The sequence below is a fragment of the Aestuariibaculum suncheonense genome (assembly GCF_014596935.1).
GTDB classification, from domain to species: Bacteria; Bacteroidota; Bacteroidia; order Flavobacteriales; family Flavobacteriaceae; genus Aestuariibaculum; species Aestuariibaculum suncheonense.
In genome coordinates this window covers 379,559-398,850 of record NZ_JACVXC010000002.1, presented here as the reverse complement: position 1 = coordinate 398,850, position 19,292 = coordinate 379,559, and the positions used below count along the sequence as shown (strand labels likewise).

Below are 19,292 nucleotides of genomic sequence, written 5' to 3'. Positions count from 1 at the left end.
AATTCATTTTATCTAATATTGTAAAAAATAGCCCCTAACAATTAGGGGCTATTTTTTTATTTCAACATTACATATTTAATTCAATATGTATAACATAATACATTTTATATAAAATTAATTATATTAGCGGTTTAATCCCCTTAATCAAGTTAAATTTGCTAAAATGCTGTTTAAATGGTTTAAGAGATAATTGTTATTTTAAGTAATGAGAAAAATTAATAGCATATTTGTACTTCTTTTTGTGGTTATAAACAGTTTTATAATTAGTGCTCAGGAAGAATCGAAAATTACTGTGTCTAATTTACAGAATTTACCAGCAACTCAGCAAAATATGACTTCAATGGGTTTTGCTGGTATGCTAGGTGGAAAATATGAAGATGTTATTATTGCTGCTGGAGGTGCAAATTTTCCGAATGGCTTACCTTGGAAGGGAGGGGAAAAAGTTTGGAGCGATGAGATTTACGTTTTTGAAAATGAAACGTGGGTAAAGGTTTCAGAACGTCTTCCTCAGCCAATTGCTTATTCGGCTTCAGTCTCTCTAAAAGATGGTGTTTTATGCATCGGGGGAAATAATAAGGAATCTTTTAGCAATAGGGTACTACATATGGCATACGAAGCCGATTCTAAAACTGTTAGGATTACCAATTATCCAAATCTACCAGAACCTCTAGCTTTTTCAACAGCGATAGTTGAGGATAATTATGTGTATGTTGTAGGGGGAAAGAATAAAGATTTTACAACCAATGCTTTTTACAGGTTAAATCTAAATGAAAAAAAACAATGGGAAAAATTAAAAGATTTTCCTGGAGCACCAAGAGCACTTCATACTATTGCAGTCCAAGAAACATCTCATAGTAAAAAAATATTTGTTTTTGGAGGTAGAAATGAAGTTTCAGGTAAAAAATCGGAGGCTTTAAGTAGTTATTTATCTTATGATTTGAATAATAATGTTTGGACAGAAGAAGGCGATGTTGAAATAGATGGAAATAGTCGGGTATTAATGGGGGCGTCGGCTGTATCAATGGGATCTATGCATATATTAATTTATGGAGGTTGTGATGAATTAATCTTCGATAAATTAGAGAATATAGCCTTAGAAATAAACAATACAGAAAACGATTCTATTTTAGATTCGCTTACAGAAAGACGTGATTCACTCTTAAATAATCATCCTGGTTTTTCGAAAGAAATTTTATCTTTTAATACAATAACGAAGCAATGGTTTGTATATAATGAGTCAATGAGTAAACTTCCTGTTACGGCATTAAGTTTTAAAGATGATGAAGATTTTGTAATTGTTTCCGGGGAAGTGTCGCCTGGAATAAGAACACCCGAAGTTAAAAGATTTCGAATAGATGATCAAGAACATGGTTTTGGTATTTTAAATTATAGTGTTCTTATTTTATACCTTTTAATATCTGTATTAATTGGAGTTTATTTTTCGCGAAAACAAAAATCTACAACAGATTATTTTTCGGGAGGCGGTCGTATACCTTGGTGGGCTTCAGGCTTAAGTGTTTTCGGAACTTTATTAAGTGCAATAACTTTTATGGCTATTCCAGCTAAGGCCTTTGTAACGGATTGGTCGTTTTTCTTTTTAAACATAGCTGCAATTATTATAACTCCAGTAATAGCCTATGTGTTTATTCCCTTTTTTAATAAACTAAAAATAAAAACTGCTTATGAGTATCTCGAAAATCGATTTAATTACCTAGCACGTGCATTTGGAAGTTTATCTTTTATAATTTTTCAATTGGGTAGGATAGGAATAGTTTTGTTACTTCCATCTTTGGCAATTTCAATTGTAACTGGTATTCCAGTCGAAAGTTGTATTTTGATTATGGGATTATTATGTGTGTTTTACACTACTTTTGGAGGAATAGAAGCTGTTATTTGGACAGACGTTATGCAGGTATTCGTTTTAATGGGAGGAAGTGTTTTGGCTATTATTTGGATATTGGTTCATACAGAAACCCCTTTTGGTGAAATGATATCATTTGCCTCAGAGGAAGACAAATTTAGTATGTTGAATTTAGAATTTAATTTTTCAGATTCAACATTTTGGGTAGTTCTTATTGGAGGGTTAGCTTCTGCTATGGTGACTCAAGGGACAGACCAAACCATAGTTCAACGTTATTTAACAAGTTCGAGTATTAAAGATTCTAGAAAAACCCTTTATACCAACGCTGTTTTAACATTACCAGCCACAATTATTTTCTTTGGAATAGGTACTTTGTTATTTATATTTTATACCGAAATGCCGAACAAATTATCTCCAACTATCTCTAACAATGACTCTATATTCCCATGGTATATTGTGAAGGAACTACCATTAGGAATATCAGGACTTTTGATTGCCGGAATATTTTCAGCTGCAATGTCAAGTATAAGTAGTAGCTTAAATTCGGTGTCCACAGCGTATTGTAATGATTTTCATTTACATTTTAGACCTTTTATAACAGATAAACAGTTGCTAAAAATAGCAAGAATAGCAACGGTTTTAACGGGGATTTTTGGTGTGTTATTCGCTTTATGGATGGCTAACTCTAATATCAAATCTCTTTGGGACCAATTTTATCGCTTTTTAGGATTGTTTACCGGAGGTTTAGGAGGAATGTTTCTCTTAGGCATGCTTACCAAGAAAGCTAATGCCATAGGGACGTTGTCGGGACTTGTTGTTAGTGCTTTATTAACCTGGTATGTTAGTGTATATACTAATTTGAACTTTTTAATGTATTCGTTTGTAGGTGTAGTATCTTGTTTTGGTTTTGGGTATATATTTAGTTTGGTTACTAAAGAGAAGAGTCAATAATAGAAGGAAGTTATCCATAAATAGAATAAGAAAAATTTCAATTAAAGAAATATAAAATTTTGTTTTTCAATTTTTTATAAAATTTTTGGATAATTTAATAGAGCTACTAATTATTAAATTTGAAAATGAAGTTTCAATTTGGAAAATCCATAAGGCAATACATGTGGTTTTAAGTATAATTTCCTTCTTGTTTATAAGATTTTATGCGTATATTTTTTGATGTTTTGGATGCTGTATGAAATTCTATTAAGTAAATTTAAACTATTATATTTTTTATAGATGTGATTCCAGACAGCTCGATTAAAAAAAGTAAAAGATTTAGAACGCAAGTATAGCGTTAAAATTAGTGATGAAAATTAGGAAAAATACTTTGACGCCTCAGATCATCTCAATGGGTTTTCTCATCCTAATGTGCTAGTTATACCACAAGAGAAACCTGAGGTATTAGCTCCTGGAGTTTGGGGTATAGTTCCCAATTATAAAAGCCCAGAGGACATTAAACCTTATTATAAGGAAGCTGTAAAATATGGTTCAGGCTTGAATGCGCAATCCGAAAAGCTGTTTAGTCATTTCATGTATCTGGAATCCGTCATGACCAGGCGATGTGTTATCCCTGTAGATGGCTTTTTTGAACCTCACGAACGCAATAAGAAAAAATACCCTTTCTACATTAAAGAAAAGGAGGATAAGGGCTTGGCTTTAGCTGGTATATATACTGTTATTGGCACTTATATCACCTTTAGTATCTTAACCAAAAAGGCCAGCCCTTTATTGGAGAAGATACACAATTTGAAAAAACGGCAACCTGTTATTCTAAGTTCTGAAAATATTGATCATTGGCTTTCTGAAAGCCTTAATGAAAAGGATGTAAAGGAATTAGTTAATCTCAATTTTCCTGAAGAACGATTAGATGCCTATACCGTAAGTAAAGATTTGTCTAGCCCTAAGATAGATAGTGATATTGAAACTATTTTAAATAGAGTTGAATTTGATGAATTGAAACTTCTGTTTTAACGGTCTAGTATAAGAATGGTAGCGGATTTTGACGCACTAACTTTCCGGTTAAACACAGACCTTTTTTATATTTACTCACTTTCGTTTTAGCGATTAAACCGCTATTATTTTTATACATTGTTACCCGCTGGGTATTATATGTTTTTATTTTTTAGTGAAGAATTTCGCCATAATTTTTCACAAATTTCAATTATAAAACTTTGATTTTCAATTAACCACTCAACTCCAACTTCCTTAATTTTAGGTAGAGTAAATTTGTCAGACAGCACTAAACTTTCGTTTTCTGATAGAGTTCCATTATTAAGAATTCGATACAAAACATTAGTTTCAGATTCATCTATATAGTCAATATCTTTTCGCAACAGAGCTATTGCTCCAATATTTGTAGCAACACTATAGAAAACATCATCATTTTCAAACTTTTGTTTATCAGTATCCTTTAATAAATGAGCAATATTTGACCCTGATTTTCTCCTTGCAGTTATTAAATCATAAAAATCAGTTTTATTATCACATAAATTATCAATATACATTGTTATTCTTGAAACAAAGTATTTCAAAAATTTACGATTTGAATTATAAGTGTTCAAATTTCTTATTTGTTCATAAGCCTCATCATATTGAGTTAAATATGTCTTGAAATTATCTTCAAGCTCTTGAACACTTAAATCTCTAATTTCTTTTATTATCGTATTGAAAAATGAATATCTTATTGAAGTTTGTGAAATTGGTTGATTTAATATTGATTTTAATATAACATACCTCTCAATAAAATTAGCAACGATTAAAATTTTATCATTGATTTCTTCTTCAGAATCAGTTTTACTAATCGCTGATAAATATAGAGGATACGACAAAGAGGTTGCAACTGAGTAATTGGTAATATAATTAACAATCTCAAACCCATTTGTTGGATAACGCTCCATTTTTTTAATTCTAATGTATAAATCAGAGTAAAAAACAAAATCACTCTTAACAAAGTAATAATAGTTTTCTTCAGACTTTAATTTTAAGAGTTTTGTGTTTTCTTTAACCCATCTATGAAAACTTGTTCCAATCTTTTCAAAATCTTCTCTTGCTGTTCCAGCAGATGAAGAACGCTTCATACTTTCCGCATACTGACCTCTAAACCAGGCTCTGAAAAACTCTAAATCTTCATCTCTGGAAAAATAATGTAATTTAGAGATGTTTTCTCTCCAAATTTCATTTAGTTCTATAAGAAAGTTTTCTTTTTCTACCTTAGAAAGAAGTAAGCCTTTTAGCATCTCACTTGGAGTAAGGTTATAACCTCTATCATTCATAGTTTCAAAAATTGTAAAGGCATTTTTGTCAGAATAGGCTACAATTTCTACAAAAATCAATTTTTCCTTTATCCAATCAATAAATATTGGAAGCTTGTCGCCAGATAGAGATTCAGGAAAAACCTCCTTTATATCTTGAAATCTTTCATAAATATTATGAATTGTAATATTGTCATTTTCATTAATTTCAAAATCTACATTCTTGTAAAACGCATCTAAAATATCGAATCGTTCAGGAACATCAATATTAAAAGAATTTCTCCCGTGTTTTCTGGAAAATATTAAATCATCAATAGGTTCTTTATCTTCTCTATCTTTTTGTAAATTATTAATATGAATAAGTAACAAAGAGAGGGATGTCAATCTTTGTTGACCATCTATAATTGAAGAAACACCTGATTTTTCACAAAAAATCAAAGGTCCCATATAATATGAATCATAATTAGATACATCTGCAATAGTATCTCCTAATTTGTAGCTACCACTAAATGCTTCTTCAATGTCAATAAGAAGTTGTTCGATATGTTTTTTTTCCCATTTATATTCTCTTTGAAAAAAATCAATAGAATATTTTTTAGAATGCAGGATATCTCTAAGTGTTTTATCGTTTGCGTCTATTTTATTTGCTGCTGATGACATATTGTTTAGTTTAAGCTTTGAATTAATGTTTTTAGTATATAAAAAGCTGGTTCGTATACTTTCTTATTATCCTTATTCGGTATTAATTCTCCGTGAAACAGAATGTTTCTCAATTTGTATATAACCTCAATTAAACCCTTAACTAATTTTTCTACATCATTTATTAAAAATATATTTCCTGCTTCTATACCTTGGCGATTTGATGATATTAGATTTGTTGGCTTTTTTGGGTCAATTTTTCTATATGTATCTAAAAGGCAATTTCTTTGATTTTCAGTTAAACTTGAATTTTGTTGAAGGTGATTGTTTAAATTTTCAACATCAAATTTTGATTGATTAAATGTGTATTGAGTTATACTTCCCGAATTGGTTACGAGAGAATTAATATTAATAGCATTGCCTGTTCGAGTTAGCTCAACTTTATAAACCCATCTCCTAAATGTCAAAGTTTCTGAAGTTATAGGATTGGTTTCTATAGAAAGTGATTTAAATGTAATTCTACTGTCTGCATTTGGAATGTAAATAGATTCCAGATATTGGTGCAATTTTGCAATTTGACCTTTAAATATTATTGAATCATTATCCGTTCCATTTAACAAAGCAATAATTTTATCTCTAAATAAATTCGGATTACTTTTAATTTCTTCGATAATTACTCTATCTCGTTTTAAAGTTGGATACATATTCATATACCAAGCATTAAAGGGAATCCAAGCTTTTACAAATTGAGTTAAATAATCTATTTCTGCTAGAGCTAACCATCTTTCAGAGTTATCTATATAAGGATTTGGCATTTAGTATATGTTTTTCATTTATCTATAAGTGTTTTCTCGCCTTGCACGTAACGGTTTCGGCTATGAACAGTTGGGGGCTTTGTGCCCTAACTTTTCAGTTTAGCACTGACCTTTGGTTTATGTTTATACTTTGGTCTTATCACTTTCGCCCCAATTGTTTATAGCCAATGTTGTGGGCAGTTTTTCATTTAATAATTATACACTTCTAATTCATCAAAGTCCTTAATTTCAGATAATTTGATTAGTGCTTCTATTTCAATGTTATCCCAAGTTTCCTTAAATACTTCATCTCCTCCTTCTGCATTTTCATTAGTATTTTCTCTAATCAATTTCTTCTTTGTCAAAAAGTTTATACTTGTTTCACTACTTATTACAACACCTCCATTGCTTTCGTCATATCCAATTAATTCAAAATTTGAGTTTTGAAATCTAAAAATATATCTCCAAAATCCATATCTGCCGTGTCCGTAATGAACTATTAAATTTCCTCTTTCAAAATCAATCCATAGTTCTGGTGGAAAATAAACTCCACCATCTTCATTTTCTGACGAAAAGCAACTGTAGTTTTTATCGGCAAGTTCATAACCTTTCTCTTTTTTGAATAAGACAACAATTCCACGTCTATTTCTGTCAACTTTTTTGTCAAAACGATTAGTGACAATGTTAGCTGTATCAGTCTTTTTGATAATCAAAACACAGTCATCCAATCCATCTTTATTTAGGTCTCCAAAATATTTTTCAAATTCAGCATATCCTTTTGGAATAAAATCTGAAGGTTCTCTATCCTGTGCTTTACAGCCTAGTATAGTCAGTAGAAAAAAGGGTAGTATTAATAAAGATTTTTTCATTCAGTATTTAGCTTCTGGCGGTTGGTTTAAATTGCCCACAACAGTTGGGTAAACGCAATTGTGTTTATTTCTAATATATATACAACGAATATAAGGTAATTACATAATTAGTAAAATGATTATTCGTACAAATACATAAATAGTAGATAAAGCAATAAACATTAACCTTCTATTCTTTACACTAAAAAATGACAAAAGAGTAACCTAATTATTTTTAATTGCTATTACTCAGAAATTGATCTACTTTTTATTAGTACCCCATTATTGTATATGTTTGTTTTTAGAGAGTTCCCTTCATAATCGTATATGTTTTCAACACCTTCTAATACATTTTGCTTATAATTAGAAATTATTTTGGGGCTACCATTTTCATGATAATAAATAAGCTCTCCATGTAATAGATCATTTAAATAATTACAAGACTTAACTAGGTTGCCATTTTTATTATACTCCTCCCATTTTCCATTTTTAATATCGTTACTGAAATTACCTAATTGGTATTTGTTGCCATTTTCAAAATATTCGGTGTAGGTCCCTGATCGTTTACCTTTTATAGCGTAAAAACTCATTTTCAAATTACCATTACTATAATACTCAAGGACCAGTCCGTTTGTCAAGTCATCTATTATATTTGATGTAAACTGTAATTCACCATTTTCATGATAATTTTTTATTTTTCCGTTACCCTTACCATTTGAAAAGTTCATTACCCCCAATAATTGACCGTTTTCATAGAATGCTTTAACCGCCCCTTCTTCTGTACCATTTTTATAGTTACCAATAGATTTTAAATTACCTGTATTTCTATAATATTCTTTGCTTTCTCCTTCTAATTTACCGTCTACATAATTAGATTGGCTTTGGAGTTTTCCATTTTTGAAAAAGACTTTAACTAAACCATTAAGTTTATCATTTGAATATTTTTTGATACTTCGAAGTTCACCTGTATCATAGTATTCTTTTACTTCTTGGGAATAAGATGACATAAAAAATAAACATAAAAGTATAGTAATTAACCTGTTCCTCATTTAACATGTTTTTTTTTAATAAAATTGATTACCATTTAAAAGATGCAAATAGGTTTAAAAATATATTAATTCCTGTGTTTCTACATCATAATATGGGTACTGTCCAAACTGATTTGGTTCTAAATTCGTGACAGGCAAATATCTTGAACCCATTAGTAAAGACTTCAACTCTCGTAAATCTTTTTTAGTTGCACTTTTATTCTCTTCTTTTGTAACAAAGGCCTTTAAAGAGTCTGCGGTATGTTAAAGGCACATCGTTTACAAAGTTAAAGGGACATAGTTTACACTTTTTAGGTTGTAATTTGAGACAAAAATCAAATTATCATGCCTTGGAAAGCCACAACAACTATGGAACAAAAAATTGAATTTATCTGTGAATGGCGTACAGGAAAATATACCATTACTGAATTATGCAGAAGCTTTGATATCTCAAGACCAACAGCTTATAAACTAATCCATCGGTTTGAAAATCAAGGTTGCGAAGGGTTGCGAGAACAATCCAGGGCACCTTCTAAACATCCAAATGCCACAGGCGAAAATATCGTTAAAAGCATCATTAAACTCAAGACAAAGCATAAATTTTGGGGCGCTAAAAAAATCAGAGTTTTATTGTTTAAAGAATACCCTAAAGAAATAGTTCCTTCTGTAGTTACCGTTCACAACATTTTGAAGAAAAATGGTCTGGTATGCCCTCAAAAGCGATTGCGAAGAGTGAAACCTGTATTCCCTATTTTCGACCCCAAATCCTGCAACGAAGTCTGGAGCGCTCATTATAAGGGAAAGTTTCTAATGGGAAATAAAATATACTGCCATCCTTTAACCATTGCTGACTCTAAAAGTCGTTTTTTGTTTACTGCTAAAGGACATTACAAAGAAAACCTAAAGTCAGTGAAAGCTGAGTTCACCAAGGTTTTTAGGAAATATGGTATCCCTAAACAAATCCATACGGACAATGGTAGTCCTTTTGGTTCTGTCAGAGCTATACAGCGTTATACACAGCTCTCGTATTGGTTCATTGAACTTGGAATTACCCCTGTATTTTCAGATCCTGCCCACCCAGAACAAAACGGACGACATGAACGTATGCATAGAGATTTAAAGGCTGCCTGTGCAAAACCTTCTGCCTATGATTTGAAAGCCCAACAACGAAGATTAAACCGCTTTGTAAAAGAGTACAATCATGTAAGACCACATGAAGCTCTGGACATGAAAACTCCAGCTGAAGCTCATAACTTTTCTACCAGACCCTTTCCTGAAACAATACAACACTTTGATTATAATCATAACTATAAAGTCATTAAAGTAACTCAAAATGGAGCTATTCGATGGAGATCCTATTATTGGGTATATCTTACCATAGCTTTAAAGGGTAAATATGTAGGTGTTGAAGAACTTGGAAATGGTATTTGGAAAGTATTTTATAGAAACGTATTTTTAGGTTTCTTTAATGAAAGGGAATTAATAAATAAAGAATCGAATATAAGGTTAGAAACTAATTTAGTGTAAAGTCTAATCTTTAACTTGTGTAAACCATGTCCCTTAACGAACATAAAAAAAGAAAATGATAGATGCTTTAAAATCTTGGTTTGTAGAATATCCTATTCTTACAAGTATCGCTAAATACTTAGCTTGGATTGCACTGATTTTTATTGTCATTGCTTGGGCAAGAAAGACTTTAAAAAAACGACTACCGGACAATTCTCTAAGATACAAATCCCAAAAAGGAATTGAAATCATTGGATACTTCATAGCTGTATTAATCACCATCACGTATTTCACAGGAAGCATTAAGGACTTTGGACTTGCTATAGGTTTACTAACTGCAGGAATAACAATAACCTTGCAGGAATTGATTTTAAGTGTCGCAGGCTCATTCTATATCTTCTTTGTTCGTGTATACAAACCTGGAGATAGAATTGAAATTAACGGGATTAAAGGAGACGTAATTGATATTGACAGTGTATACACATCAATGATGGAAATAGGCCAATGGGTCTCAAGTGACAATTATACTGGACGAATTGTCAAACTCAGCAATGCATTTGTCTTTAAAGGTCCTGTCTATAACTACTCGCAAGACTTTCCTTTTGTTTGGGACGAATTCAATTTGCCAATTCGCTATGGATCGGATATTGAAATGGCAAAAAACATTGTAATTTCTGTTGCACAAGATCACCTATCGGAATACGTTAAAGAATCGATTTCAGATTGGAAAGGTGTTGTCGATAAATATTATATAGAAGATGCACAAGTTGATCCAACCCTTGCAATTACAATGACAGATAATTGGATTCAATTTAACTTAAGATATATTGTTGACTACAAAAAAAGAAGATACATCAAACATGTACTTAATGAAGAAATTGGAAACAAAATTCAGCAAACTAATGGCAAAGTAATTCTTGCATCAGCAACCTTTGAAATAGTGAAGATCCCTACAGTAAACTTTAAAGACGAAACTACACACAACAACACCTAAACGGCATTAAAACGATCGTTTAGCCTAACCGTTGTGGTGCAATTATGACCGAATGACCGACTACACTAATAGACTACAAAATCTGACAACTGAAAAACTAATTGATGTTGTAAAAAACTATCGTCAGTATGGATATGACGAAGAACTACGGAATTCTGCAATCTCTCTATTGGAACACAGAGGAATATCTAGAGAAGAACTAAAGCTGACTGGGAACTTTCAAAACAAAACATATGATTTCGCTCATAATTTGTACACTTCATTCAGAAGGAACTCAAAAATAGCCTTCGTTCTATATATTGTTATCTTGCTGAATAACATTTTGATTCCTGTTTTGTCTCATAATTCAGAGATACTATCGGATTTAATGCTGATTGCAAATTTTGCTATTGTAATAGGATATTTTGTGTTTCTAATTAAATCATTTTTTAACCAAAATCAGTTTTACAAATCAATTAATCAAGATTACGGAACCGAAGGAGCGTTAATGTATTTTTTACTTGGTATGCCTTTCTATTTTATAATGTTCTTTTACTTTCGAAATCAGATGAAAGAAAAAATGAAAGAAATAAAATAACTGTGCCTAACAACGCATCCTATGAAAAGCACTAGTCCAGTTCTTCAAAGTTAATATTTATTCTTTTAACTATCTCATTTTAATATTTTTAAACGTGTTGAATTAGGGGTGAAGCTACGATTCATCTTTAATTCAATACTATATATCTTGCTCCGCATCCTATTTAGGTTTTAGTGAAGAGATACTCGATTTATTGCTTTTTACATGGATGCTATAGTTCATTGCTGCTGACTTTCCTCTCGGAAAGTCCCTTTGGATAAAGTTTAAATGAGTAACAGGACGAAAGGGGTAAATCCATAATAAGTATGACTGTGAATCGAAATACTTTAATGTTAATTTGTCCATAATAATCAAACATTAATTATTCTCTAAATGGTGGTGGTGGGCATGTTTTAAAAAGAAATTTCTGAGGAATGTCATCTTTCATTTGACTATGATAAAAACCAAAAATCTTAGTCCACCAATCTTTTAAAGATGGCTTTTCTGTAAACAAATAAGAATTACTGAATTTAACATCTTTACCAATAACTTTATAAGAAACTATCGCTACAAAACAATATGTTTTCTTTTTAACATCAAAGGCAAATAAATTATATGAGTATAAATTAGAATTGGTAACAGAGCTAGGCATAAGGATACTTCCGTATAGTATATCTTTTGACCCTAAATTCTTTTTATACTCTTCCAGTTTTGAAAATATCCAAGTATCTTTAGGTGGATTTACATTTCTTAACGATTCGATTTGTCCATTTTTTATAGGCGTAGTGTATGTTTTACCACGTTGATAAATTTCATTTAAAACCTCTTCATTTACTCCTTGTGAAAAGAGCGAACAGTTGGTTAAAATGAGAATTAAAGCTATAAATAATTTCATCAAAATTTTATATCTAATAAGATTTACTAATATTTCATTTTTTCTAAATATAGCTATTATTCTTACAAATACTATTAATGCTTAATAAATCTGATGAATTGTTTTATAAGAAATACTAGAACATGCGAGAAGCGGTAATCGGTAATATCTGTATTAGTTTGATAAAACATATTTTGTTTTCTCTATACATTCGTAATAACACTGTAGTATTCACAAATAGTTTTTAGGTCCATTTAATTTAGATACCATAAAATGAAACAAAAAAAAGTAATCCAAAAGATATTAGTGGAAGTTAAGTCAATTACATTATATATTTTCTCAAAACCTTTTGAACATCAACATTATCTTTTTGAGGAATGAGATAGGTTTCTAAAGATTCTAAGTTTGCAATTTGTTCCGCAATATCTATAAAACCATAGCCCAGGTAAACACCATTTTGAATTTGAATAAATGCCTGCTCTTCAGCATGGCGCCCCGGTTGTTTAATCACTTTGTTTAAGGTGTTAGAATTGGTGTATTCAAGGGCTTCATGAACACGTTGATTATAGGTGTCAACGGATTCCTCATTTTTACAAATACCATGACAAGTATGAATTTTGTAATGATTACAATATGCTACACCTTCTTGTAAATGACAGTATTTGGGACAGAGCTCAAATTGCATACATAGTTTTTCTAAAAAGGTTCTGCAATTTGTAATATTGTAAAATGTTATAAATGGAGCAACTGTGTTTTGTAGGGTATTATAAGCCAGATGGATCACCCCATCGCGATCCTCATAGGTAAAGATGCCATACACTTTAGGATTTCGTTTTGATGCTACATTATACTCCGGGTAGTGTTGTTTAATCGCAGCGTCTTCCATAAGTAGGGCAATAAGCTCGCCTCCTGATAACTCATAGTCAATATCAGCAGTTTCCCTGCATAAAGTAAGTTCTTTATCGGACTTATCATAAAAGTGTCCTAGAACACGTTTCTTTAAATCTTTGGCTTTGCCCACATAAATGATTTTACCTTTTTTGTTTTTAAAATAGTATATGCCTGGAGCGTTTGGAATGCTATTAAAAACAGTACTGGGTAAATGCGGAGGTAAGGTAGCTTCCTTAGAACTCTTCTTTAAAAACTCTGAAATCACCTGTTCTGAGTTTTCACAATCAAGTATCTGTTTAAAAAGAGTAACTGTAGCCTTAGCATCTCCACGTGCGCGATGTCGGTCTTCTATGATAATATCTAAAGAGGTACAAAGTTTACCTAAACTGTAGGAAGGGTGTCCTGGAATTAATTTTCTGGCCAGTCTGATGGTACAAAGCTTTCTTCGATTAAAATCAACACCAATAGCTTTAAACTCGCTTCGAATAATGTTATAATCGAAGTTTACATTATGAGCCACAAATATGCAGTCTTTAGTGATGGATAGAATATTGTCGGCCACATCTTTGAATGTCGGAGCATCTGCAACCATATAGTTGTCAATGCCAGTAAGCGCGGTAATATAATCCGGGATATAGGACTCAGGATTTACTAGAGAGGTGAATTCATCAATAACCCTATCTCCATCATATTTAAAAATGGAAATCTCAGTTATTTTGTTGCCTTGTCCAGTTGTCTCAATATCTATAATCGTGTACATCATCTCATCATTTTTTCCAGAGCTTTGAGTTCTACGCCAAGACTATTAAACATGGTGATGATGCTAGATATTTTAAGATCTTGCTCATCGTATTCCTGAGTATTAATACTACAGGTAAACTCCCAAAGTTCCAGAACTTCATCAATAGGGACTTCATAAGGTTCATAAGTCGCATTATCAGAAACCAGACGAAGTGTTCCGTTCTCTTCAATTTGATTATAAACACGCTTATATACCATACCATCATTAAGCGTAATAAGCACATACGTTTTACCGCTGGTTATATCACGTCGATCTTCTATAAAACGACCAACCACATAAGAACCGTCTTTCATAGGAAGCATAGAATCTCCTTTTATAGGAAAGGCTCTGTGTTTTCCTGTTGGTAAAAAAGGAAGTTTGATTTTTTGTAAGTGTTCTATGTATTCTGGATCATCATACCCTGCGAGATACCCGGCTGTAGCTTTAATGGGAACCACTTCGATTAGATTTTCGTTATCCTCATCGACCATTATAGGAAATAATATGCGTTTGTTTCCAACTTCAATAAAAGAAGTGTTTTCAGCCTTTGTCAGATCATTGCGTAATAAAATATCTATTGGAATCTTAAAATAATCAGATAGACTTATTAAAAACTCTATCGTAGGAGCTGAGCGCCCTTCTTCGTAAGATCCAATGCGAGAACGTGTAACCTTCATATTATCAGCAAAAGTTTCCTGAGTTTGGCCTTTTAGCTCCCTTAAGTATTTAATGTTTTTAGCTATCATTTTTTTACTTTGCTACAAATATAAGCAATCATTGCTACAAATTGTAGTTAATTTTGCAATATGAAACAACAAATTTTACATCTGGATTTAGATACCTTCTTTGTATCCTGTGAACGACTCATAGATAGTCGTTTGCAGAAGCGACCTTTGCTAGTTGGAGGCACCGGTGATCGAGGTGTTGTAGCCGCATGTAGTTATGAAACCAGACGCTTTGGTGTGCATTCCGGAATGGCAATGAAACTGGCCAGACGCTTATGTCCAGAAGCAGTGGTGATTCGGGGAAATGCTTCTGTTTACACCAAGTACTCAAGTCAGGTTACAGATATTATAAAGGAAAAAGTACCTGTTTTTGAAAAGGCCAGTGTAGATGAGTTCTATGCAGACCTTACTGGTATGGATAAGTTTTTCGGAACCTATAAGTATGCCTCAGAGTTAAGATCTACCATAATTAGAGAGACCGGCTTACCAATATCATTTGGTTTGTCAGCTAATAAAATTGTATCTAAAGTCGCTACAGGAGAGGCTAAACCTAATAACCAATTACGAATAGATGAAGGTTTTGAAAAATCCTTTTTAGCTCCTTTGTCCATTAAGAAGATTCCATCTGTTGGCGATAAAACCTATCAGATATTACGTAATCTTGGCATAGATAAAGTCAGTGTGGTGCAACAAATGCCTTTGGAAATGATGATAAGTGTCTTGGGGCAAAATGGAAAAACCATTTGGATGCGAGCTAATGGATTGGATAATCCACCTCTCATTCCGTTTTATGATCGTAAATCCCTGTCTACAGAACGTACCTTTGGGAAAGATACCATCGATATGCTAAGGCTAAAAACCACCATTTTTGCCATGGCAGAGAGTCTGGCTTATAGCCTTAGAAGTGGTGATCGCCTGGCAGGTTGTATCAGTATAAAAATCAGATATTCCGATTTTAACACCTATACCAAGCAAGTAAAAATCCCTTATACCAGCGCCGACCATGTGATTATTCCTAAAGTGATGGAACTGTTCGATAAACTCTATGAGCGACGTTTACTCATTCGTTTGGTCGGGGTTAAACTCAGTGATCTGGTAACCGGGAACTATCAAATCAATATGTTTGATGATACCGAAGAGATGTTAAGTCTCTATAATGCTATGGATACCATCAGAAACCGCTATGGCGAATTAAGTATTCAAAAGGCCGCTGCTATGGGCGCTAAAACCATAGGACGGTTCAGTAACCCGTTTAATGGCGAACCACCCATATTATTGGCACATCGTAATCAGTAATGTATTTAAATTGTCATTCATATTATTCTTTAAGGTTCGGAACATTTTCAGAGGTAGAACTTTTGGAGATGGCAGCTAGCTATGGCCTAAAATCATTGGCTTTAACAGACATTAATAATACCTCTGCCTGCCTTAATTTCATTCGTAAATCTAAGGATTTTGGCATCAAACCAATAGTCGGTATTGATTTTAGAAATGGCACAAAACAGCAGTTTGTGGGCCTGGCAAGGAATAATGAAGGCTTTTATGAGCTCAATAGTTTTTTATCTAGGTATTCTCATGATAAATTGACCATTCCTAATATTGCTCCGGAGTTTGAGAATGCATTTATCATTTACCCTTTGGAACAGGTCATGCAAATGGAGAAAACGACCTTCAAAACCTATGAGTATATAGGCATCAGCATTGAAGATTTAAAACGATTGCCTTTTACTATCTATAAAAGCTATACCGATAAGTTAGTAGTACAACAACAAGTCACTATCAGAAGTAAACGAGATTTTAACGCCCACCGTTTGCTGCGTGCTATTGATAATAATATTTTACTGAGTAAGCTCTCGAAGTCTGAAGAATGCCGGGAAACCGATAAAATGTACGCTCTGGATGAGCTTAAAGAACATTTTCAACAGTTTGATTTTATCTTAGATAATACAGAACAATTACTTGAACAATGTACTATGCATTTTGAGTTTGGTAATGATCGCATCTCTCAAAACCAGAGCTTGTATTTGGAAAGTGAAGAAGCGGATTTTAAGCTATTAAAGGAGCTTTGTGATAAAGGCTTGCCAAAACGTTATGCTAATCCGTCACAGAAGGTAAAGGATAGACTTCAGATTGAGTTAAAGACCATCAGAGAAATGAGTTTCGTGTCCTATTTTTTAATTAACTGGGACATTGTAAACTATTCCAAACAAAAAGGATTTGTGCATGTAGGTCGGGGTAGTGGTGCCAATAGTATTGTCGCTTACCTTATAGGAATTACAGATGTAGATCCTATCGAGCTGGATCTGTATTTTGAGCGTTTTATTAATCCTTACAGAACATCACCTCCTGATTTTGATATTGACTTTTCCTGGAAAGAGCGTGAAGAAATTACAGAGTACATCTTTGGTCGGTTTAAAAATGTTGCTCTCTTGGCTGTTTATAATACTTTCAAATACCGTGCTGTGGTTAGAGAACTGGGTAAAGTGTTTGGTTGGCCTAAAGAGGAGATTGACAAGATTAGTGTTGGTCGGTATCAAAAACCGGAACTAGACGAGTTTGGAGCCTTAGTCATTAAATATGGAAAGCTAATTCAGGGATTCCCGAATTACGTTAGTGTGCATTCTTGTGGTATTTTAATCTTAGATAAGCCTATTCATTATTTTTCAGCCACCGATATGCCGCCAAAGGGATTTCCAACGGTACAGTTTGATATGATTATTGCTGAAGATGTCGGTATCTTTAAATTCGACATTCTGGGACAGCGTGGACTGGCAAAAATAAAAGATACTCTGGAAATTATTAAATACAACAGACCTGAAGTGCCTCCAATTGATATCACCGAAGTTGAAAAGTTTAAACGAGATCCCAAGGTTAATGCTTTGCTTAAAGCCGGTAAAGCTACAGGGGCTTATTATGTAGAGTCACCAGCCATGCGCGGTTTAATGCAGAAATTGCAAACGCAGGATTATTTAGGACTCGTGGCTGCTAGTTCCATTATCAGACCAGGGGTATCCAGTTCTGGGATGAAACAGGAGTTTATTAAGCGTCAACGTCATCCAGAGCGCCGAAAAGAAGGTCACCCTATACTCTTAGAGATTATGCCGGAGACCTACGGTATTATGGTGTATCAGGAAGATGTTCTTAAAGTGGCCAATCAGTTTGCGGGGCTGACTCTTGGGGAAGCCGATGTATTAAGAAGAGGGATGAGCGGAAAGTTCAGATCGCGTGCTGAATTTGTAGCTGTGGAAGAAAAGTTTATTGCGAATTGTAGAGCCAGAGGTTATGATGATCATCTCACATTTGAAGTCTGGAATCAGATTAAGAGTTTTGCAGGTTATGCTTTTGCTAAAGGGCATTCCGCATCTTATGCCGTGGAAAGCTATCAAAGTTTGTATTTAAAATGTTATTATCCGCTGGAGTTTATGGTGGCTGTCCTTAATAATGGTGGTGGTTTTTACAGTACCGAGCATTACGTACATGAAGCGATGCAGTGTGGTGGTCAGGTTGAGGCGCCTTGCATAAATCATAGTGACCACCCCAATATTATTATCGGAGACACCATTTATTTAGGCTTGGGGTATTTAAAGAATCTGGAACATTACACTGTAAAACGGTTACTAACCGAACGCAACTTTAATGGGGCTTACACGTCTCTAGATGATTTTATTGATCGGGTTCTGATAAGTATTGAGCAGCTTACCATTTTAATCAGAATTGGAGCTTTTAGATTTACAGGTATTGCAAAAGCAGAACTACAATGGCAGGCTATTTTTAAGCTCAATGCCAGCAAGCAGAGAACAGTACAAAAGCAATTGTTTAAACCCGATCATAAGACTTTTGTGTTGCCTAAGTTACCTTCCAACTGGATAGAAGATGCTTACGATCAAATGGAGCTATTAGGGTTTACACTATACGATTATTTTAGTTTGATTGATGAGCCATTTAAAAATAGTATCAAAGCGAAAGATATGTGTGGTCATGTAGGTCAGGTGGTTTTGCTTTATGGGAAACTGGTTAATACACGATTTCATGAAGCTTCTAATGAGAAACTCATGCGGTTTTGCACCTTTATTGACCAACAAGGAGACTATTTTGATACCGTACATTTTCATGATACAGTTGAAAGGTATCCCATTCATGGTATGGGAGTTTATGAATGCTACGGTAAGGTCATAGAAGAATTTGGCTTTTGTAGTATTGAAATCATTAAAACGAGAAAGTTAGCATTAAAACCCGATCCCAGACTGAATTGATATTTTTTGTAAATTCATGACAGTTAAAAGTTTAGATATGTGTTTTCATATTTCAAATTGGCATGAACCCGAATATTGGGAAAAGGAGTTTAAGGTTAAAATCAGTGACGAGCGTATAAGACCTGTTATGAGTAAACCGCATTACCATCTCAATGGGTTTTCTCATCCTAATGTGCTTGTTATACCACAAGAGAAACCTGAGGTATTAGCTCCTGGAGTTTGGGGTATAGTTCCCAATTATAAAAGCCCAGAGGACATTAAACCTTATTATAAGGAAGCTGTAAAATATGGTTCAGG

At 33.2% G+C, this 19,292-nt stretch carries 14 protein-coding genes and 1 pseudogene; 8 read left to right on the top strand and 7 right to left on the bottom strand.

All coding sequences use genetic code 11. The features are described from left to right. Nucleotides 1-205 precede the first annotated feature (205 nt). Together ICJ84_RS07370 and ICJ84_RS07365 are read left to right on the top strand one after the other, a co-directional pair. Nucleotides 206-2,812, top strand: coding sequence for a sodium:solute symporter family transporter (locus tag ICJ84_RS07370; RefSeq protein ID WP_188215727.1), 2,607 nt, complete (start codon nucleotides 206-208; stop codon nucleotides 2,810-2,812). Between the two features lie 411 nt (nucleotides 2,813-3,223). Beyond that, nucleotides 3,224-3,826 carry an SOS response-associated peptidase gene (locus ICJ84_RS07365; protein ID WP_188215726.1) on the top strand — a complete coding sequence of 201 codons (603 nt, stop codon included), beginning with the start codon at nucleotides 3,224-3,226 and terminating at the stop codon, nucleotides 3,824-3,826. 134 nt (nucleotides 3,827-3,960) lie between these two features. Here ICJ84_RS07365 and ICJ84_RS07360 read toward each other — a convergent pair whose 3' ends face one another. The 4 genes from ICJ84_RS07360 to ICJ84_RS07345 form a co-directional block, all read right to left on the bottom strand. Then, nucleotides 3,961-5,766, bottom strand: coding sequence for a DUF262 domain-containing protein (locus ICJ84_RS07360; RefSeq protein ID WP_188215725.1), 1,806 nt, complete (start codon nucleotides 5,764-5,766; stop codon nucleotides 3,961-3,963). Between the two features lie 5 nt (nucleotides 5,767-5,771). Then, the gene (locus tag ICJ84_RS07355) at nucleotides 5,772-6,560 is read right to left on the bottom strand and encodes a hypothetical protein (RefSeq protein WP_188215724.1); all 789 of its coding nucleotides are present in this window, start codon (nucleotides 6,558-6,560) and stop codon (nucleotides 5,772-5,774) included. Between the two features lie 188 nt (nucleotides 6,561-6,748). Beyond that, on the bottom strand, nucleotides 6,749-7,408 hold the full coding sequence (locus tag ICJ84_RS07350; RefSeq protein WP_188215723.1) for a hypothetical protein: 660 nt from the start codon (nucleotides 7,406-7,408) through the stop codon (nucleotides 6,749-6,751). A gap of 224 nt (nucleotides 7,409-7,632) precedes the next feature. Then, nucleotides 7,633-8,394 carry a toxin-antitoxin system YwqK family antitoxin gene (locus ICJ84_RS07345; protein WP_188215722.1) on the bottom strand — a complete coding sequence of 254 codons (762 nt, stop codon included), beginning with the start codon at nucleotides 8,392-8,394 and terminating at the stop codon, nucleotides 7,633-7,635. A 366-nt stretch (nucleotides 8,395-8,760) separates the two neighbouring features. Between ICJ84_RS07345 and ICJ84_RS07340 the strand changes: the two genes are divergently transcribed. From ICJ84_RS07340 to ICJ84_RS07330, 3 genes are read left to right on the top strand one after another with little or no spacing between them, the layout of a single operon-like run. Further along, nucleotides 8,761-9,942 (top strand): integrase core domain-containing protein, encoded by a 1,182-nt coding sequence (locus ICJ84_RS07340; RefSeq protein WP_188215721.1) that lies wholly within the window; start codon nucleotides 8,761-8,763, stop codon nucleotides 9,940-9,942. A gap of 55 nt (nucleotides 9,943-9,997) precedes the next feature. Beyond that, the gene (locus ICJ84_RS07335) at nucleotides 9,998-10,915 is read left to right on the top strand and encodes a mechanosensitive ion channel family protein (protein ID WP_188215720.1); all 918 of its coding nucleotides are present in this window, start codon (nucleotides 9,998-10,000) and stop codon (nucleotides 10,913-10,915) included. A 52-nt stretch (nucleotides 10,916-10,967) separates the two neighbouring features. Then, on the top strand, nucleotides 10,968-11,492 hold the full coding sequence (locus tag ICJ84_RS07330; protein ID WP_188215719.1) for a hypothetical protein: 525 nt from the start codon (nucleotides 10,968-10,970) through the stop codon (nucleotides 11,490-11,492). A 361-nt stretch (nucleotides 11,493-11,853) separates the two neighbouring features. Here ICJ84_RS07330 and ICJ84_RS07325 read toward each other — a convergent pair whose 3' ends face one another. The 3 genes from ICJ84_RS07325 to ICJ84_RS07315 form a co-directional block, all read right to left on the bottom strand. Further along, nucleotides 11,854-12,366, bottom strand: a complete 513-nt coding sequence (locus ICJ84_RS07325; RefSeq protein WP_188215718.1) for a hypothetical protein — start codon at nucleotides 12,364-12,366, stop codon at nucleotides 11,854-11,856. Between the two features lie 301 nt (nucleotides 12,367-12,667). Further along, a complete protein-coding gene (locus ICJ84_RS07320; protein WP_188215717.1) occupies nucleotides 12,668-13,999 on the bottom strand; it encodes an exonuclease domain-containing protein in 1,332 nt (443 codons plus the stop codon). Continuing rightward, entirely contained in the window at nucleotides 13,996-14,763 is a 768-nt protein-coding gene (locus ICJ84_RS07315) for an XRE family transcriptional regulator (RefSeq protein ID WP_188215716.1), read from the bottom strand. The genes ICJ84_RS07320 and ICJ84_RS07315 overlap by 4 nt, the downstream gene beginning before the upstream one ends. A 60-nt stretch (nucleotides 14,764-14,823) precedes the next feature. Between ICJ84_RS07315 and ICJ84_RS07310 the strand changes: the two genes are divergently transcribed. The 3 genes and pseudogenes from ICJ84_RS07310 to ICJ84_RS07300 all read left to right on the top strand — a co-directional run. Further along, entirely contained in the window at nucleotides 14,824-16,038 is a 1,215-nt protein-coding gene (locus ICJ84_RS07310; protein ID WP_188215715.1) for a DNA polymerase Y family protein, read from the top strand. After that, nucleotides 16,038-18,995, top strand: a complete 2,958-nt coding sequence (locus tag ICJ84_RS07305) for a DNA polymerase III subunit alpha (protein ID WP_188215714.1) — start codon at nucleotides 16,038-16,040, stop codon at nucleotides 18,993-18,995. The genes ICJ84_RS07310 and ICJ84_RS07305 overlap by 1 nt, the downstream gene beginning before the upstream one ends. Nucleotides 18,996-19,011: 16 nt before the next feature. Beyond that, nucleotides 19,012-19,292: pseudogene (locus ICJ84_RS07300) on the top strand (SOS response-associated peptidase); the annotation flags it as partial.

What these genes read in the sequence shown, in the direction of transcription:
- ICJ84_RS07370 (WP_188215727.1), top strand. Translation starts at nt 206, where the DNA reads ATGAGAAAAATTAATAGCATATTTGTACTTCTTTTTGTGGTTATAAAC.
- ICJ84_RS07360 (WP_188215725.1), bottom strand. Translation starts at nt 5,766, where the DNA reads ATGTCATCAGCAGCAAATAAAATAGACGCAAACGATAAAACACTTAGA.
- ICJ84_RS07355 (WP_188215724.1), bottom strand. Translation starts at nt 6,560, where the DNA reads ATGCCAAATCCTTATATAGATAACTCTGAAAGATGGTTAGCTCTAGCA.
- ICJ84_RS07350 (WP_188215723.1), bottom strand. Translation starts at nt 7,408, where the DNA reads ATGAAAAAATCTTTATTAATACTACCCTTTTTTCTACTGACTATACTA.
- ICJ84_RS07345 (WP_188215722.1), bottom strand. Translation starts at nt 8,394, where the DNA reads ATGTCATCTTATTCCCAAGAAGTAAAAGAATACTATGATACAGGTGAA.
- ICJ84_RS07340 (WP_188215721.1), top strand. Translation starts at nt 8,761, where the DNA reads ATGCCTTGGAAAGCCACAACAACTATGGAACAAAAAATTGAATTTATC.
- ICJ84_RS07335 (WP_188215720.1), top strand. Translation starts at nt 9,998, where the DNA reads ATGATAGATGCTTTAAAATCTTGGTTTGTAGAATATCCTATTCTTACA.
- ICJ84_RS07330 (WP_188215719.1), top strand. Translation starts at nt 10,968, where the DNA reads ATGACCGACTACACTAATAGACTACAAAATCTGACAACTGAAAAACTA.
- ICJ84_RS07325 (WP_188215718.1), bottom strand. Translation starts at nt 12,366, where the DNA reads ATGAAATTATTTATAGCTTTAATTCTCATTTTAACCAACTGTTCGCTC.
- ICJ84_RS07320 (WP_188215717.1), bottom strand. Translation starts at nt 13,999, where the DNA reads ATGATGTACACGATTATAGATATTGAGACAACTGGACAAGGCAACAAA.
- ICJ84_RS07315 (WP_188215716.1), bottom strand. Translation starts at nt 14,763, where the DNA reads ATGATAGCTAAAAACATTAAATACTTAAGGGAGCTAAAAGGCCAAACT.
- ICJ84_RS07310 (WP_188215715.1), top strand. Translation starts at nt 14,824, where the DNA reads ATGAAACAACAAATTTTACATCTGGATTTAGATACCTTCTTTGTATCC.
- ICJ84_RS07305 (WP_188215714.1), top strand. Translation starts at nt 16,038, where the DNA reads ATGTATTTAAATTGTCATTCATATTATTCTTTAAGGTTCGGAACATTT.